This window comes from Streptomyces sp. NPDC020681 (genome assembly GCF_044334895.1).
Classification (GTDB): domain Bacteria; phylum Actinomycetota; class Actinomycetes; order Streptomycetales; family Streptomycetaceae; genus Streptomyces.
On the sequence record NZ_JBIRTX010000002.1, the window covers coordinates 485,830 to 501,577 of the forward strand.

The 15,748-nt window shown below is 67.3% G+C and carries 14 protein-coding genes; 8 read left to right on the forward strand and 6 right to left on the reverse strand.

Annotated elements, in window-relative coordinates:
* Positions 1-12: 12 nt before the first annotated feature.
* The 6 genes from gyrB to dnaA all read right to left on the reverse strand — a co-directional run bounded on the left by gyrB (position 13) and on the right by dnaA (position 9,137).
* Positions 13-2,082, reverse strand: coding sequence for a DNA topoisomerase (ATP-hydrolyzing) subunit B (gyrB, locus tag ACH4YL_RS05820; protein WP_398505189.1), 2,070 nt, complete (start codon positions 2,080-2,082; stop codon positions 13-15).
* A 538-nt stretch (positions 2,083-2,620) separates the two neighbouring features.
* Positions 2,621-3,196, reverse strand: a complete 576-nt coding sequence (locus ACH4YL_RS05825) for a DUF721 domain-containing protein (RefSeq protein WP_398505191.1) — start codon at positions 3,194-3,196, stop codon at positions 2,621-2,623.
* Complete coding sequence (recF, locus tag ACH4YL_RS05830; protein ID WP_398505193.1) at positions 3,193-4,344, reverse strand: DNA replication/repair protein RecF; 1,152 nt, start codon at positions 4,342-4,344, stop codon at positions 3,193-3,195. Before recF ends, ACH4YL_RS05825 begins: the two co-directional genes overlap by 4 nt.
* A 31-nt stretch (positions 4,345-4,375) precedes the next feature.
* Positions 4,376-5,251 (reverse strand): phosphogluconate dehydrogenase (NAD(+)-dependent, decarboxylating), encoded by an 876-nt coding sequence (gnd, locus tag ACH4YL_RS05835; protein WP_398505195.1) that lies wholly within the window; start codon positions 5,249-5,251, stop codon positions 4,376-4,378.
* Positions 5,252-5,387: 136 nt separating this feature from the next.
* Positions 5,388-6,518, reverse strand: a complete 1,131-nt coding sequence (dnaN, locus tag ACH4YL_RS05840) for a DNA polymerase III subunit beta (protein ID WP_398505197.1) — start codon at positions 6,516-6,518, stop codon at positions 5,388-5,390.
* Between the two features lie 876 nt (positions 6,519-7,394).
* A complete protein-coding gene (gene dnaA / locus ACH4YL_RS05845) occupies positions 7,395-9,137 on the reverse strand; it encodes a chromosomal replication initiator protein DnaA (protein ID WP_398505199.1) in 1,743 nt (580 codons plus the stop codon).
* A 361-nt stretch (positions 9,138-9,498) separates the two neighbouring features.
* Between dnaA and rpmH the strand changes: the two genes are divergently transcribed.
* The 8 genes from rpmH (at position 9,499) to ACH4YL_RS05885 (ending at position 15,481) form a co-directional block, all read left to right on the forward strand.
* Positions 9,499-9,636 carry a 50S ribosomal protein L34 gene (rpmH, locus tag ACH4YL_RS05850; RefSeq protein WP_006381191.1) on the forward strand — a complete coding sequence of 46 codons (138 nt, stop codon included), beginning with the start codon at positions 9,499-9,501 and terminating at the stop codon, positions 9,634-9,636.
* Between the two features lie 18 nt (positions 9,637-9,654).
* Positions 9,655-10,026 (forward strand): ribonuclease P protein component, encoded by a 372-nt coding sequence (gene rnpA, locus ACH4YL_RS05855; RefSeq protein ID WP_398505201.1) that lies wholly within the window; start codon positions 9,655-9,657, stop codon positions 10,024-10,026.
* Positions 10,023-10,382 carry a membrane protein insertion efficiency factor YidD gene (gene yidD, locus ACH4YL_RS05860; RefSeq protein WP_398505203.1) on the forward strand — a complete coding sequence of 120 codons (360 nt, stop codon included), beginning with the start codon at positions 10,023-10,025 and terminating at the stop codon, positions 10,380-10,382. Before rnpA ends, yidD begins: the two co-directional genes overlap by 4 nt.
* 3 nt (positions 10,383-10,385) lie before the next feature.
* Positions 10,386-11,654 (forward strand): membrane protein insertase YidC, encoded by a 1,269-nt coding sequence (yidC, locus tag ACH4YL_RS05865; RefSeq protein ID WP_398505204.1) that lies wholly within the window; start codon positions 10,386-10,388, stop codon positions 11,652-11,654.
* 14 nt (positions 11,655-11,668) lie between these two features.
* The gene (locus tag ACH4YL_RS05870) at positions 11,669-12,178 is read left to right on the forward strand and encodes a protein jag (RefSeq protein ID WP_398505206.1); all 510 of its coding nucleotides are present in this window, start codon (positions 11,669-11,671) and stop codon (positions 12,176-12,178) included.
* 113 nt (positions 12,179-12,291) lie between these two features.
* Complete coding sequence (rsmG, locus tag ACH4YL_RS05875; protein ID WP_398505208.1) at positions 12,292-13,008, forward strand: 16S rRNA (guanine(527)-N(7))-methyltransferase RsmG; 717 nt, start codon at positions 12,292-12,294, stop codon at positions 13,006-13,008.
* Positions 13,009-13,301: 293 nt separating this feature from the next.
* On the forward strand, positions 13,302-14,378 hold the full coding sequence (locus tag ACH4YL_RS05880) for a ParA family protein (protein WP_398505210.1): 1,077 nt from the start codon (positions 13,302-13,304) through the stop codon (positions 14,376-14,378).
* The gene (locus tag ACH4YL_RS05885; protein WP_398505212.1) at positions 14,375-15,481 is read left to right on the forward strand and encodes a ParB/RepB/Spo0J family partition protein; all 1,107 of its coding nucleotides are present in this window, start codon (positions 14,375-14,377) and stop codon (positions 15,479-15,481) included. The genes ACH4YL_RS05880 and ACH4YL_RS05885 overlap by 4 nt, the downstream gene beginning before the upstream one ends.
* The last annotated feature ends 267 nt before the right edge of the window (positions 15,482-15,748 follow it).

Here is a 15,748-nt window from a genome sequence, read left to right on the forward strand (position 1 = left end):
GCAGAGACCGACTCAGATGTCGAGGAAGCGGACGTCCTTGGCATTGCGCTGGATGAACGAGCGCCGTGCCTCGACGTCCTCGCCCATCAGCACCGAGAACAGGTCGTCGGCCTGCGCGGCGTCGTCCAGCGTGACCTGGCCGAGAACGCGGTGGTCCACATCCATCGTGGTGATGCGCAGCTCCTCGGCATTCATCTCGCCGAGACCCTTGAAGCGCTGGACCGAGTCGTCCTTGATCCGCTTGCCGTTCTGCTTGCCGAGCTCGACGAGCGCGTCGCGCTCACGGTCCGAGTACGCGTACTCGAAGTCGTCCCGGCCCCACTTGATCTTGTAGAGCGGCGGGCGCGAGAGGTACACGTGCCCGGCCTCGACCAGCGGCCGCATGAAGCGGAACAGGAAGGTCAGCAGCAGCGTGTTGATGTGCTGACCGTCGACGTCGGCGTCCGCCATCAGAATGATCTTGTGATAGCGGAGCTTCTCGATGTCGAAGTCCTCGTGGACTCCGGTGCCGAAGGCCGAGATCAGCGCCTGGACCTCGGTGTTCTGCAGGATCTTGTCGATCCGCGCCTTCTCGACGTTCAGGATCTTGCCTCGGATCGGCAGGATCGCCTGGTACATCGGGTTGCGGCCGGACTTCGCCGAGCCGCCGGCGGAGTCACCCTCGACGATGAAGATCTCGCACTTCGTCGGGTCGTTGGACTGGCAGTCACTCAGCTTGCCGGGCAGCGAGGCCGACTCCAGCAGGCCCTTGCGGCGGGTCAGGTCGCGGGCCTTGCGGGCCGCGACACGCGCCGTCTGCGCCTGGATGGACTTGCGGATGATGTCCGCGGCCTCGTTCGGATTGCGGTCGAACCAGTCCGTGAGGTGCTCGTGCACGACCTTCTGGACGAAGGTCTTCGCCTCCGTGTTGCCGAGCTTGGTCTTGGTCTGGCCCTCGAACTGCGGCTCGCCGAGCTTGACCGAGATGATCGCGGTCAGACCCTCGCGGATGTCCTCGCCGGAGAGGTTGTCGTCCTTCTCGCGGAGCAGCTTCTTGTCGCGCGCGTACCGGTTGACCAGGCCCGTCAGAGCGGCCCGGAAGCCCTCCTCGTGCGTACCGCCCTCATGCGTGTGGATCGTGTTCGCGAAGGAGTAGACACCCTCCGTGTACTGCGAGTTCCACTGCATCGCGATCTCGACCGAGAGCATCCGCTCCTTGTCCTCGGCCTCGATGTCGATGACCGTCGGGTGGATCAGATCGCCCTTGCGGGAGTTGAGGTACTTGACGAAGTCGACGATGCCGCCTTCGTAGTAGTACTTCACGGTGCGGGCCTGCTGCTCCTCGGCGGCCTCGGCCTCCGGGTCGTCCGCACCCATCGTCGCCTTCGCCGAATCGCGCTCGTCCGTCAGCGTCAGGGTCAGGCCCTTGTTGAGGAAGGCCATCTCCTGGAAACGGCGGGAGAGCGTCTCGAAGGAGTACTCGGTCGTCTCGAAGATGTCGCTGTCGGCCCAGAACGTCACCGTGGTGCCGCTGTCGTCGGTCTTCTCGCTCTGCGCGAGCGGGGCGGTGGGGACGCCGAGCTTGTAGTCCTGCGTCCAGCGGTAGCCGTCGCGCTTGACCTCGACCGCGACCTTCGACGACAGGGCGTTGACGACGGAGACGCCGACGCCGTGCAGACCACCGGAGACGGCGTAGCCGCCGCCGCCGAACTTGCCGCCCGCGTGCAGAACGGTGAGCACGACCTCGACGGCCGGCTTGTTCTCGGACGGGACGATGCCCACCGGGATGCCACGGCCGTTGTCGATCACGCGCACGCCGCCGTCGGCGAGGATCGTGACGTCGATGGTGTCCGCGTGGCCCGCGAGGGCCTCGTCGACGGAGTTGTCGACGACCTCGTACACAAGGTGATGGAGACCACGCTCACCGGTCGAGCCGATGTACATGCCGGGGCGCTTGCGGACCGCGTCGAGACCCTCGAGGACGGTGATCGCGCTGGCATCGTACGAGGCGGTGACCTCGCCGTTCCCACCGGCAGGAGTGGACGGGATGTTCTCGTTGGGGTTGCCGGAATCGGCCACGAAGCGCCCTTTCTGGCACAGCACAAGCCGTTCTCCGGGCAGGCGGGAGCGGCTGCGTCGTTCGACATGTTCCGCAAGTAGGCGGGATTGTTCATCAGTCTACCGGTACCGCCGAGCCGAATGGGGGTTTGCCGGTAGCTGAGTCCTCATGTGCCGCCCTGAACACTGACCGTCCGACTCCCCATATTCGGGAAGGGGCTCCAGGAGGCTCACACGGGCATTGAGCGCTTCGGCCTGTCAACCACCGGCTACGGTGAGGGACCCCTCACGGGGAATGCCGGGCCTGCGGGGGCCGGGGGCGCGGGAGTTGCGGTCGGTGCCGGGGGTGGGCGGGCGTCCTGCGGGGCCGTGACGGTGTCGCGTCAGAACTCGGGCGGAGCCCGGAAAAGACGGGCCCACCGTCGCGCGAAACCGCGCCGTCTGCGCTGGGTGAGCCCGAGAAACACTCAAGATTCGGCAGCTGTTCCCGGAGGACCTCAACGCCGCGCGAAGCTGCAGCGCAGAACCGCCGGAGCCAAGCCCCGGAACGCGGGGTCCCGGGGCCCAGCTCCCGGCCCGTACATCACCCGTACGTGTCACCCGGGCCGACGCTGCCCGGCGCCCGCAGCGGCCCGAACCTTCGCGGCGGCCCGCCCGGCCCCAACACCTTGATCAGCCGGACCGTCCCATGGCCCAGGTCCTCGTTCAGCCGCGCCACCAGCCGTGGCGCGAGCAGTCGCAGCTGTGTCGCCCAGGCCGTCGAGTCGCACTGCACGGTCAGTACCCGCTCGTCCTCGTCGTACCGCTGCGGCACACAGTGGTTCGCCAGATCGTCGCCGACGATCTGCGGCCAGCGGCCCATCACGCCGCCCACCGCCGCCGGTGTCTCCCAGCCGCGCTCGGTGATCAGCCGGTTGATCGCCGCACCCAGCGGCAGCGGATCGCGCCCGTCGGCCCGCGCACCGGAGCGCAGCCCTCCGCCCCGCCTGGCTTGCCGCTTTTCCTGCGCAGCCGCACCCCGCGCCTTCGCCTGTTCCTTCGCCGCGCGCAACGCGACCCGCGCCAGGTCCACGCCGGAGGACTCGGGCGTGGAGGGCGCGTTCAGAGGCTCAGGGGGCGCAGTGGGCCCAGGGGGCTCAAGCGGCTGGTTCTCGCTCATACGCGCTCCACCTCGCCGTCCGCCACCGTGAACCTCACTCCGGCCAGCACCCCCGGCACATCGTCGTCGACCGCCGCGGTCACCAGCACCTGCTCCGCCGGAGCGACCAGTTCCGCCAGCCGTTCCCGACGCCGCGCGTCCAACTCGGCGAAGACGTCGTCCAGTACGAGAACCGGCTCATTGCCCTCGGCCCGCAGCAGGTCGTACGAGGCCAGCCGCAGCGACAGCGCGTACGACCAGGACTCGCCATGGCTGGCGTAACCCTTCGCCGGCAGCTCGCCCAGCTTGAGCACCAGCTCGTCACGGTGCGGCCCGACGAGTGTCACGCCCCGCTCGATCTCCTGCTTGCGCACCTCGGCCAGCGCATCGATCAGCTGCGCGTACAGCTCCTCGCGACCGTGCGCACCCGCCGCACCCGCGGCTCCGGCCGCTCCCGCGCCCTCGGCGGAGGAACGGTACTCCAGCGTGACCGGACCACCCCCGGGAGCCAGTGCCTCGTACGCCTTGTCCGTCAGCGGCTGCAGCGCCGCGATCAGATCCATCCGCTGCGCCAGCAGCTCCGCACCGGCCCGCGCCAGATGCTGGTCCCACACGTCCAGCGTCGACAGGTCCATGCCGCGCCCACCGTGCCGCCGCGCCATCGCGGCGGACTTCAGCAGGGTGTTGCGCTGCTTGAGCACCCGGTCGTAGTCCGACCGCACGCCCGCCATCCGCGGCGACCGCGCGGTGACCATCTCGTCCAGGAACCGCCGGCGCTCGCCCGGGTCGCCCTTCACCAGCGCCAGATCCTCCGGCGCGAACAGCACGGTCCGTACGATCCCCAGCACATCACGTGGTTTGACCTGCGAGGACCTGTTGATACGCGCCCGGTTCGCCCGGCCCGGATTGAGCTCGAGCTCGATCAGCTGGGAGCGTTCGCCCTGTGTGACGGCCGCGCGTATCACCGCGCGCTCCGCGCCCATCCGCACCAGCGGCGCGTCGGAGGAGACCCGGTGGCTGGCCAGCGTCGCCAGATAGCCGACCGCCTCGACGAGATTGGTCTTGCCCTGCCCGTTCGCCCCCACAAAAGCGGTGACGCCCGGATCGAGTGGGACCTCGACCCGGGCGTACGAGCGGAAGTCGGCCAGCGACAAGTGCGTGACGTGCATGGATGTACGCCGACCTCCCCCGGCTCTGGGACTACTTGTTCTCGACCGCGTGACCGCCGAACTGGTTCCGCAGCGCAGCGACCATCTTCATCTGCGGGGAGTCGTCCTGACGGGACGCGAACCGCGCGAACAGCGACGCGGTGATCGCGGGCAGCGGCACTGAGTTGTCGATCGCGGCTTCCACAGTCCAGCGGCCCTCGCCGGAGTCCTGTGCATAACCGCGCAGCTTCTCCAGGTGCTCGTCCTCGTCCAGCGCGTTGACCGCCAGGTCGAGCAGCCAGGAGCGGATGACCGTGCCTTCCTGCCAGGAGCGGAGGACCTCGCGTACGTCGGTGACCGAGTTGACCTTCTCCAGCAGCTCCCAGCCCTCGGCGTAGGCCTGCATCATGGCGTACTCGATGCCGTTGTGGACCATCTTCGCGAAGTGGCCGGCGCCGACCTTGCCCGCGTGCACCGCGCCGAAGTCGCCCTCGGGCTTGAGCGCCTCGAACACCGGCTGCACCCTGGCGACATGCTCGGCATGGCCGCCGTACATCAGCGCGTAGCCGTTCTCCAGGCCCCAAACGCCGCCGGAAACACCGCAGTCGACAAAGCCGATGCCCTTGATGCCCAGCTCGACCGCGTGCTTCTCGTCGTCCGTCCAGCGGGAGTTGCCACCGTCGACCACGACGTCGCCGGGCGACAAAAGCTCGGCCAGCTCGTCGATGGTGGACTGGGTCGCGGCACCGGCCGGGACCATCACCCAAACGACCCGCGGGGCCTTCAGCTTGCCCACAAGTTCCTCAAGGCTGTGGACATCGGCGAGGTCCGGGTTGCGGTCGTAGCCGAGGACGGTGTGGCCTGCGCGGCGGATGCGCTCGCGCATGTTGCCGCCCATCTTGCCGAGGCCGACGAGACCGAGCTCCATCACAGATTCCTTAAGCGTTGTATGCCGATTCGTACCCGGCTCCGAGCCTACGCCCGGCCGGTGCGTACAGCCCGACGGGCCTGCTCGGGCGGGAGCAGGCCCGTGGGATTCACACCTTCGGCGGCCCTGGCGGGAGTCAGCCGGAGAGCCGTACGGGCATGATCAGGTACTTGTACGCCTCGTCCGCCTCGGCATCCACAGCCGGCTTGCCGCTCAGCAGCGCGGGCTTGGTGGAGGTGGTGAACGACAGCTGGGCGACCGGGGAGTCGATCGCGCTCAGACCGTCGAGCAGGAACGTCGGGTTGAAGGCGATCGAGATGTCGTCGCCCTCCAGCTGCGCGTCGACTCGCTCCACAGCCTGTGCATCGTCGCTGGAGCCGGCCTCCAGGATCAGCACGCCCTGCTCGAAGCTGAGCCGGACCGGAGTGTTCCGCTCGGCGACGAGGGCCACACGCTTGACGGCCTCGACGAACGGAGCGGTCTCGATGACCGCCACCGAGTTGAACTCGGTCGGGAACAGCGTCCGGTACTTCGGCAGATCGCCTTCGAGCAGCCGGGTCGTGGTCCGCCGCCCGGCGCCCTCGAAACCGATGAGCCCTTCGCCCGCACCCGAGCCGGACAGCGCGAGCGTGACCGTGTCACCGCTGGTCAGAGCCTTGGCGGTGTCCAGCAGCGTCTTGGCGGGCACCAGCGCGACGGCGGACGCCTCCGGGTTCTCCGGCTTCCACAGGAACTCACGGACCGCGAAGCGGTAACGGTCGGTCGAGGCCAGCGTGACGCTGTCGCCCTCGATCTCGATACGCACGCCGGTGAGGACGGGCAGCGTGTCGTCACGGCCGGCTGCGATGGCCACCTGCGCGGCGGCAGAGGCGAAGACCTCACCGGGCACGGTGCCGGTCGCGGTCGGCATCTGCGGCAGCGCCGGGTACTCCTCCACAGGCAGGGTGTGGAGTGTGAATCGCGAGGAGCCGCAGACCACGGTCGCCCGTACACCGTCTGTGGAAATCTCCACCGGGCGGTTGGGGAGGGCCCGGCAGATGTCGGCGAGAAGGCGGCCGGAGACGAGCACGGTGCCGTCCTCGTCCACCTCGGCATCGACGGAGACCTTGGCCGAGACCTCGTAGTCGAAGCTGGAGAAGCTCAGGGCGCCGTCCTCCGCCTTCAGAAGAAGGCCCGCGAGTACGGGCGCCGGCGGACGGGCCGGGAGGCTGCGGGCCACCCAGGCCACCGCCTCCGCGAGTACATCGCGCTCAACCCGGATCTTCACCGGAACCGCCTCCTGCTGTTGCTGGCTCGCCCTTGCTGGCCTTCGTCGTCGGCTGTGTCGCCGGGGACCAGTCTGACGCACGGCACCGACAGTCGGTGCGGGTCGGGGTCAAGTCATGCCAACCGGTGTCGCGGGCTCCGGGCCTCAGTTGTGCACAGGGCCGTCTTCGAAGCGAATTTCCCGGTAACTCTAAGTGGGAGTAGTAGTAGGGCCTGTGGAAACCGTGGATAACGTCATCCGCGCAGGTCAAGGCCGCTTTTTTGTCCACCGGGCCTGTGGGCGGAGGCGGTGGACAACCGGGGGTTTCTGTGGACGCCGGAAAGTTCTGCACATTCGGTGCACAGCCCGACGGGACTTCTCCCCAGTGCTGTCCCCAGCTTTACCCACGTTCCCCACAGGCCAACCGACCACGTTGGTGTGACGCCTTTCACTCGAGTCGGTGAGAGACGGTGTTTCGTTGCCGAACAGTGGACAGCGGTGTGGAGAAGCTGTGGGCAACAGGGCGATGCCTGTGGGCTGCCGGTGGACAACATCGATCACACCCTGTGGACACTTTCTGCGTCCACAGTCTGTGGAGCGTGGTTTGCCACAAATCCACAACCACTTGACCTGGTGTGATCAAGTCTCAACAACCGTACCTGTGGACGCAGTCTGGACAACTTCGCGGTCCCCAGGCTGTGGACGGAAGATCGTCCCCAGATCTGTGGAGAACCCCGCGGCACGGTCCCGTATTCGAACAGCGCGAGAACGCACCGGGGACGCGCAGCGGACGCGGAACGACTCGCAACGGCTCAGAACGACGAGGAGCGCCCCCGGGACGGGTGTCCCTGGGGCGCTCCTGACGTCTCTTGCGGGTGGCGTCTCGGCCTGGCTTCGTCAGCCGTTCTTGATCCGGTTGGTGAGCTCGGTGACCTGGTTGTAGATCGAGCGCCGCTCGGCCATCAGCGCGCGGATCTTCCGGTCCGCGTGCATCACCGTCGTATGGTCGCGGCCGCCGAACTGTGCGCCGATCTTGGGCAGTGAGAGATCGGTCAGCTCACGGCAGAGGTACATCGCGATCTGCCGGGCCGTCACCAGCACCCGGCTGCGCGAGGATCCGCAGAGATCCTCCACCGTCAGCCCGAAGTAGTCCGCGGTCGCCGCCATGATCGCGCCGGCCGTGATCTCGGGCGCGGAGTCCTCGCCGCCGGGGATCAGGTCCTTGAGCACGATCTCGGTGAGCCCGAGGTCGACCGGCTGCCGGTTGAGCGACGCGAACGCCGTCACCCGGATCAGCGCGCCCTCCAGCTCGCGGATATTGCGCGAGATCCGGGACGCGATGAACTCCAGTACCTCCGGCGGGGCGTTGAGCTGTTCCTGCACCGCCTTCTTCCGGAGGATCGCGATCCGGGTCTCCAGCTCCGGCGGCTGTACGTCGGTGGTCAGCCCCCACTCGAAACGGTTCCTCAACCGGTCCTCGAGCGTCATCAGCTGCTTCGGCGGCCGGTCCGAGGAGAGCACGATCTGCTTGTTGGCGTTGTGGAGCGTGTTGAAGGTGTGGAAGAACTCCTCCTGCGTCGACTCCTTGCTCGCCAGGAACTGGATGTCGTCGACGAGCAGGATGTCCACATCCCGGTAGCGCTTGCGGAACGTGTCGCCCTTGCCGTCGCGGATCGAGTTGATGAACTCGTTGGTGAACTCCTCCGAGCTCACATACCGCACCCGCGTCCCGGGGTAGAGGCTGCGGGCGTAGTGCCCGATGGCGTGCAGCAGATGGGTCTTGCCGAGCCCCGACTCCCCATAGATGAACAGCGGGTTGTACGCCTTGGCCGGGGCCTCGGCGACCGCGACGGCGGCCGCGTGCGCGAACCGGTTGGACGCGCCGATGACAAAGGTGTCGAAGAGGTACTTCGGGTTCAGCCGGGCATGCGGCTCACCGGGTCCCGGCGCCGGCGACGGCTGCGCGCCGAGCGGCCCGGGCACGCCGCGATGCCGGCCCCCGCTCTCGGGAAGCTCATGGCGCTCCGGCCGCTGCTGCTCGTACTGCTGACGCTCGGGCGGCTGCGGCTGCCGGTAGTCGTGCTGCGGCTGGTGCGGCCTGGTGGTGGCGTACGGGTCGCGGTCCTGGAAGCCGCCGAGCCGAGGCTGCTGCCAGGACAGGTCCTCCTGGGTGCGGGGCCAGGCACCCGGCTCGTGCCGCTGCTGCTGGTAGTCGGGATAGGCAGGGCGGATCTCCGGCATTCCGTCGTCGCCGGGCCGGCGCCCGTATCCCTGATAGCGATCGTTCTGCTGGTCGTCGTGCTGCGGGCCCTGATAGAGGGGCGGCTCCTGGGGCGGAGGCGCCTGCTGCGGGGCCGGGGGCTCGCCAACGGAATCGTCGACGGTGATCGCGATCCGGATCGGGCGGCCGCACTCACGGCTGAGGGTCTCGCTGATCAGCGGTGCGAGTCGGCCCTCGAGGACGCGCTTGCCCCATTCATTGGGGACGGCGAGCAGCGCGGTGTCGGCCACCAGTGCGAGTGGCTGGCAGCGCTCGATCCACTGCTTGTCCTTGGGCTCGATGCCCTGCTGGCCCTCCGCAAGGAGCTGTTCCAGCACTCGTGGCCACACTGCGGCAAGATCGGCAGGTACATCAGCCACAAGGCACGCTCTCTCACAGGTCCCACGAATGTGTGGTTCTCGGGACGGGATGGGAAGACAGGCAGGAAAGGAATCGGAGTTCAGCCACGGTAGTCGTGGCGACTGACGCGGTTCAAGTTGTTGTCCACAGCCTGTGCATAGTGGGCCGGGGTGTGACGCTGGTTTGACCGGATGGCGTAGCCGCGCGTACCGTAACCAGGTCGAGTTGTCGATGGCTGCTGCCGCCTGCCTCCGATGGGCAAAGATCACGATCAGTGATTGTGAAGCGGTGCACTCGGGCGTAAACGCGAGCTACTCGTGGGCGCACGGTGACAGCCAGGCGATGTCCCGCCACCACCGAATCTTTATCTGGAGCCCCCGAGTGAGCAAGCGCACCTTCCAGCCGAACAACCGTCGTCGCGCCAAGACCCACGGCTTCCGCCTGCGGATGCGCACCCGTGCCGGCCGCGCGATTCTCGCGAACCGCCGTGGCAAGGGTCGCGCCAGCCTGTCCGCCTGATCACGTACAGGTCGTGACGTGCTGCCTACCGAGAATCGGCTGAGGCGGCGCGAGGAATTCGCGACCGCGGTACGCCGAGGACGCCGGGCCGGTCGCCCGCTTCTCGTCGTCCATCTACGCAGCGGTGCAACGGACCCGCACGCGCCTGGGGAGAGCGCTCCTCCGACGCGTGCGGGTTTCGTCGTGAGCAAGGCAGTGGGCGGAGCGGTCGTACGCAACAAGGTCAAGCGCAGACTGCGTCACCTGATACGCGAACGACTCGTCCAGCTGCCCCCCGGTAGCCTGGTGGTCGTACGGGCGCTGCCCGGCGCGGGTGACGCCGACCATGCACAGCTGGCCCGAGACCTGGACACCGCTCTTCAGCGGCTGCTGGGAGGGGGCGCGCGATGAAGTACCCGCTGCTGGCTCTGATCAAGCTGTATCAGTGGACGATCAGCCCGCTGCTGGGCCCTGTCTGCAGGTACTACCCGTCGTGCTCCCACTACGGATACACGGCCATCGACCGCCACGGCGCGGTGAAAGGCACAGCGCTGACCGCCTGGCGCATCCTGCGGTGCAATCCGTGGTCGCCGGGTGGCGTGGACCATGTGCCTCCTCGCAAGCGTCCGCGGTGGCACGAGATGCTGCGTGATGCACTGCGCGGCAGTAAGGGCGGGCACTCAACCGCCGATGTGCCTCCCCGGGGGTCGACCCCCGAACCCCCGAGTCCGGCGGTAGAGACCTCGCCCAATGCTCAAGGAGCCTGATTAGTGGACACGATTGCCAGTCTCTTCAGCTTTATCACCACACCTGTTTCGTGGGTCATCGTCCAGTTCCACAGCATCTACGGGGCGATCTTCGGCCCCGACACGGGCTGGGCCTGGGGACTGTCCATCGTGTCGCTGGTGATCCTCATCCGGATCTGTCTGATCCCGCTCTTTGTGAAGCAGATCAAGTCGACCCGGAACATGCAGGCGCTCCAGCCGAAGATGAAGGCGATCCAGGAGCGCTACAAGAGCGACAAGCAGCGACAGTCCGAAGAGATGATGAAGCTGTACAAGGAGACCGGGACCAACCCGCTCTCCTCGTGCCTTCCGATCCTCGCGCAGTCGCCGTTCTTCTTTGCCCTGTATCACGTGCTGTCGAAGATCGCCTCGAACGACACCATCGGCGTCATCAACGAACCGCTGCTGCAGAGCGCTCAGAAGGCCCACATCTTCGGTGCCCCGCTCGCCGCGAAGTTCACGGACAGCGCGGAGAAGGTCGCGGCCCTCAACGCCTCGATCACTGATGTGCGCATCGTTACCGCGATCATGATCGTCCTGATGTCGGCGTCGCAGTTCTACACGCAGCGCCAGCTGATGCAGAAGAACGTCGACCTGACGGTGAAGACGCCGTACATGCAGCAGCAGAAGATGCTGATGTACATCTTCCCGGTCATCTTCGCCGTGATGGGCATCAACTTCCCCGTCGGTGTCCTCGTCTACTGGCTGACCACCAACGTGTGGACCATGGGCCAGCAGATGTACGTGATCAACCAGAACCCGACCCCCGGCAGCAAGGCCCAGGACCACTACCTGCAGCGGCTGCTGAAGAGCGTCACCTCCCGTGGCGAAGTGCGTTCGCGGCGCAAGCGCAACGTCATCCAGGCCATCGTCGCCAAGGGCCCGGACCGCAACGACAACGAGCGCAAGTTCATCACCGGTCTGGCCAAGGCCGGCCTCGCCGCCCAGGCGGACGGCACGGTGGCCAAGAGCGAAACGGCCGAGGCCGAAGCCGATGGCGGCGCTGCAGGCAGGCGCCAGCAGCCCAAGCGTCAGACCAAGTCGAAGCGCCAGTCCGGCAGTGCCCACCAGGGCGCGGCCAAGAGCACGGACGCAGACGACTCCTCTAAGCCCTCGCTGCAGAAGAAGGACGCGCCCCAGGATGCCGCGCCAAAGCCGGCCGGCAAGCCCGCCTCGGGATCCACGCGCCAGCAGCCCAAGTCCGGACAGCGCAAGGGCCAGCAGCGGCCCAAGCACCCGTCGTCCAAGAAGTAAGAAGGAGTCCATCCGTGACGGAAGGCACCATCCCCGCCGCCGCCGAGGGCGACACCCTGACCCGCCTTGAGCAGGAAGGGGAGATCGCGGCCGACTACCTCGAGGGTCTGCTCGACATTGCCGATCTCGACGGCGACATCGACATGGACGTCGAGGCCGACCGGGCTGCGGTCTCAATCATCAGCGAAGCGGGTAGCCGGGATCTGCAGAAGCTCGTCGGCCGAGACGGTGAGGTCCTGGAGGCTCTCCAGGAGCTGACTCGGCTCGCCGTGCATCGCGAGACCGGTGACCGCAGCCGGCTCATGCTGGACATCGCAGGCTTCCGGGCCAAGAAGCGCACGGAGCTTGCCGAGCTCGGCGCCAAGGCCGCGGACGAGGTGAAGAGCACCGGTGAGCCGGTGAAGCTGGACCCGATGACGCCCTTCGAGCGCAAGGTCGTGCACGATGCGGTTGCGGCCGCGGGCCTGCGCAGTGAGTCCGAGGGCGAGGAGCCGCAGCGCTTCGTCGTCGTGCTCCCCGCCTGACCACCATCGTTCCATCGGCCCCGTCTGTTCGCAGGCGGGGCCGATCTTTGTAAGCCTGATAGTCAGCCACCACGGTCCGCCCTGCGGTCGTGCGGTACGGAAGGACGGTTCCCGTGACGGAGGCAGCAGAGCTTCCCCAGGCGCCCGAAGTGGCGCGAGCGGTATTCGGAGAGTTCTTTCCGGAGGCCGTGCGGTATGCGGAGCTGCTCGCGGACGCCGGAGTCAAGCGCGGCCTGATCGGTCCTCGCGAGGTGCCGCGGCTGTGGGAGCGGCATCTGCTGAACTGTGCGGTTCTCTCCGAGGTCGTGCCCGAGGGTGTCACGGTCTGCGATGTGGGCTCGGGAGCCGGCCTGCCGGGTATCCCTCTGGCGCTAGTGCGCCCGGATCTGAAGATCACGCTCCTTGAGCCGCTGCTGCGGCGCACCAATTTCCTTCAGGAGGTTGTCGAGCTCCTGGGCCTCGATCACGTCACCGTGGTGCGCGGCCGGGCCGAAGAGGTTCTCGGCACACTGCCGCCCGTCCATGTGGTGACCGCGCGCGCCGTGGCACCGCTGGACCGGCTGGCGGGGTGGGGAGTGCCGCTGCTGCGTCCGTACGGAGAGATGCTGGCCCTCAAGGGCGACACCGCCGAGGAGGAGCTCCTGGGAGCTCGGGCCGCGCTGAGTAAGCTCGGTGTGGTGGAAACCTCGGTGCTGCATGTCGGCGAGGGACTTGTCGATCCGCTCGCCACGGTGGTGCGGGTGGAGGTCGGGGAGAGCCCGGGCGGAGTGCGTTTCGCGGCCAAGCGCGCCAAGGCTGCCCGCACGAGTCGCACACGTAGGCGCCGTTGATCCGTATCAGCTGATCGGTGCGGTGTGATCCGTACAGTCCGTACTGTCTATCAGCGATGCTCCATACAAGCAGCCATACGTACCCATTTCGGAGTGTCGTGCAGGTGTAGTCCTGCGGCCCGTGCATCGTGTTTCACGTGAAACGTCGCTCACTGCTGCAGGGAATCATCAGCCGCGGACGTGCTGCCGCTCCGACTCGGAACCGAGAGCCCCTCGTGAGGGCCCCGGAATTGTCCACAGAGGTGGATTCATCCACAGAACCACCTGCCTCGCTGGTTCACGACCCCGAAAGCATGGCAGGCTCTGTTCATCGCGAGCCTGAAGTCGAGGAGAGTGAATCCTTGCGGTCCGACGCCAACATCGCGGGACCGATGACCGACCCGGTCCCCGGTCCCCGTACAGAGTCTGCGGGAGCGGATGTTTCACGTGAAACACCGCCCCCGATGGACGACACCCCCATTGGTCGAGCTGCCCAGCTGGCTGTGGAGGCGCTGGGGCGTGCCGGTGAGGGTCTGCCCCGACCTGACCAGACACGCGTCATGGTTGTCGCCAACCAGAAGGGCGGTGTGGGGAAGACCACCACCACGGTCAACCTCGCCGCCTCGCTCGCGCTCCATGGCGCGCGCGTTCTGGTCGTCGACCTGGATCCACAGGGCAACGCCTCCACGGCGCTGGGGATCGATCACCACGCCGAAGTCCCATCTATCTATGACGTCCTGGTGGAGAGCAAGCCGCTCTCCGAGGTGGTCCAGCCGGTCCCGGACGTCGAAGGTCTCTTCTGCGCCCCCGCCACCATCGATCTCGCCGGTGCGGAGATCGAGCTGGTGTCGCTGGTGGCGCGGGAGAGCCGACTGCAGCGGGCAATCCAGGCCTATGAGCAGCCGCTGGACTACATCCTCATCGACTGCCCGCCATCGCTGGGTCTGCTGACCGTCAACGCGTTGGTGGCCGGTGCGGAGGTGCTCATCCCGATCCAGTGCGAGTACTACGCGCTGGAGGGCCTGGGCCAGCTGCTGAGGAACGTGGACCTGGTGCGCGGGCATCTCAACCCGACCCTGCACGTGTCGACGATTCTCCTCACCATGTACGACGGCAGAACCCGGCTCGCCTCGCAGGTGGCGGACGAGGTGCGCAGCCATTTCGGCGAGGAGGTGCTGCGGACGAGCATCCCCCGCTCGGTACGCATCTCGGAGGCGCCGAGCTATGGGCAGACGGTCTTGACCTACGATCCAGGTTCCAGCGGGTCGCTGTCGTATCTTGAGGCGGCTCGTGAGATCGCGTTGCGTGGGGTTGGGATCCAGTACGACCCGCAGCATGCCCATCTGGGCATTCAGAACAGCCAGCAGAGTATGTCGGAGGGGATCCAGTGAGCGAGCGACGTAGAGGATTGGGGCGTGGGCTCGGTGCGCTGATCCCTGCCGCTCCCCAGGAGAAGCAGGTGCCCTCTGACGGGGCTTCCGGCTCTCCAGGAGCGGCACCGGTGCTGACCGCGGAAAGAGGTGTGGCGGCAGCCAAGGTGACGACGCTGCCGTCCGCTGCTGTACCGCCCGAGGCCATGACTGCCGCACCGGAGCCGGAGGCCGTACCCCAGCCGGCCGAGCCGGCCGGTGCGCACTTCGCCGAGCTGCCGCTGGACGCGATCACACCCAACCCGCGCCAGCCGCGTGAGGTCTTCGACGAGGATGCCCTCGCCGAGCTCGTCACGTCGATCAAGGAAGTCGGTCTTCTTCAGCCGGTTGTCGTGCGCCAGTTGGGGCCGGAGCGGTACGAGCTCATCATGGGTGAGCGCCGCTGGCGGGCGTGCCGTGAGGCCGGTCTGGAGCGGATCCCCGCAATCGTCCGGCACACGGATGACGAGAAGCTCCTTCTGGACGCGCTGCTGGAGAACCTGCACCGCGCCCAGCTGAACCCGCTGGAAGAGGCCGCCGCCTACGACCAGCTGCTCAAGGACTTCAACTGCACGCACGACCAGCTGGCCGACCGGATCGGACGCTCGCGTCCGCAGGTGTCCAACACGCTGCGTCTGCTGAGGCTCTCCCCTCCGGTCCAGCGCCGCGTTGCCGCCGGGGTCCTCTCGGCCGGTCATGCCCGTGCGCTGCTCTCGGTGGATGACTCCGAGGAGCAGGATCGCCTTGCGCACAGGATCGTGGCCGAAGGGCTCTCGGTTCGTGCGGTCGAGGAGATCGTGACGCTGATCAACTCGAACCCCAAGAGCACGGCCAAGCCGAAGAGTCCGCGGGCCGGTGCCCGGCTCTCGCCGGCGCTCACCGATCTCGCCTCACGACTCTCGGACCGCTTTGAGACGCGAGTGAAGGTCGACCTCGGCCAGAAGAAGGGAAAGATTGTCGTCGAGTTCGCTTCGATAGACGATCTGGAGCGCATCCTTGGCACGCTCGCCCCGGGCGAGGGACGGGTCCTGGAGAAGGGACTCGCCGAGGAGAACGAGGAGTACGAGCAGGACGACGAGGGCTGAGGCCTTCCGTACTGATGCCGAGGGCGGGTCGTGACCGGGTTGTTGACCGGGACACTGCCCGCCCTTTGCCTGTCTGGCGGTATCGGCACCGGGGCCAGGTCGATACGATGCGTTCTGGTATGGCACATCCACCTTGATCCACCTCAGAGGGAGGGCGAGGGCCATGCGAACGGTGAGCCGCAGCCAACTGGTCACAGCTGGCTTGGGCCTGGGGGCAGTCGGGGGCTTCATCAGCAGCCTGCTCCATGAGCGGAGTGCGCTGGCGGC

What these genes read in the sequence shown, in the direction of transcription:
- ACH4YL_RS05825 (WP_398505191.1), bottom strand. Translation starts at nt 3,196, where the DNA reads ATGAGCGAGAACCAGCCGCTTGAGCCCCCTGGGCCCACTGCGCCCCCT.
- recF (WP_398505193.1), bottom strand. Translation starts at nt 4,344, where the DNA reads ATGCACGTCACGCACTTGTCGCTGGCCGACTTCCGCTCGTACGCCCGG.
- gnd (WP_398505195.1), bottom strand. Translation starts at nt 5,251, where the DNA reads ATGGAGCTCGGTCTCGTCGGCCTCGGCAAGATGGGCGGCAACATGCGC.
- yidD (WP_398505203.1), top strand. Translation starts at nt 10,023, where the DNA reads ATGAAGTACCCGCTGCTGGCTCTGATCAAGCTGTATCAGTGGACGATC.
- ACH4YL_RS05880 (WP_398505210.1), top strand. Translation starts at nt 13,302, where the DNA reads ATGGCAGGCTCTGTTCATCGCGAGCCTGAAGTCGAGGAGAGTGAATCC.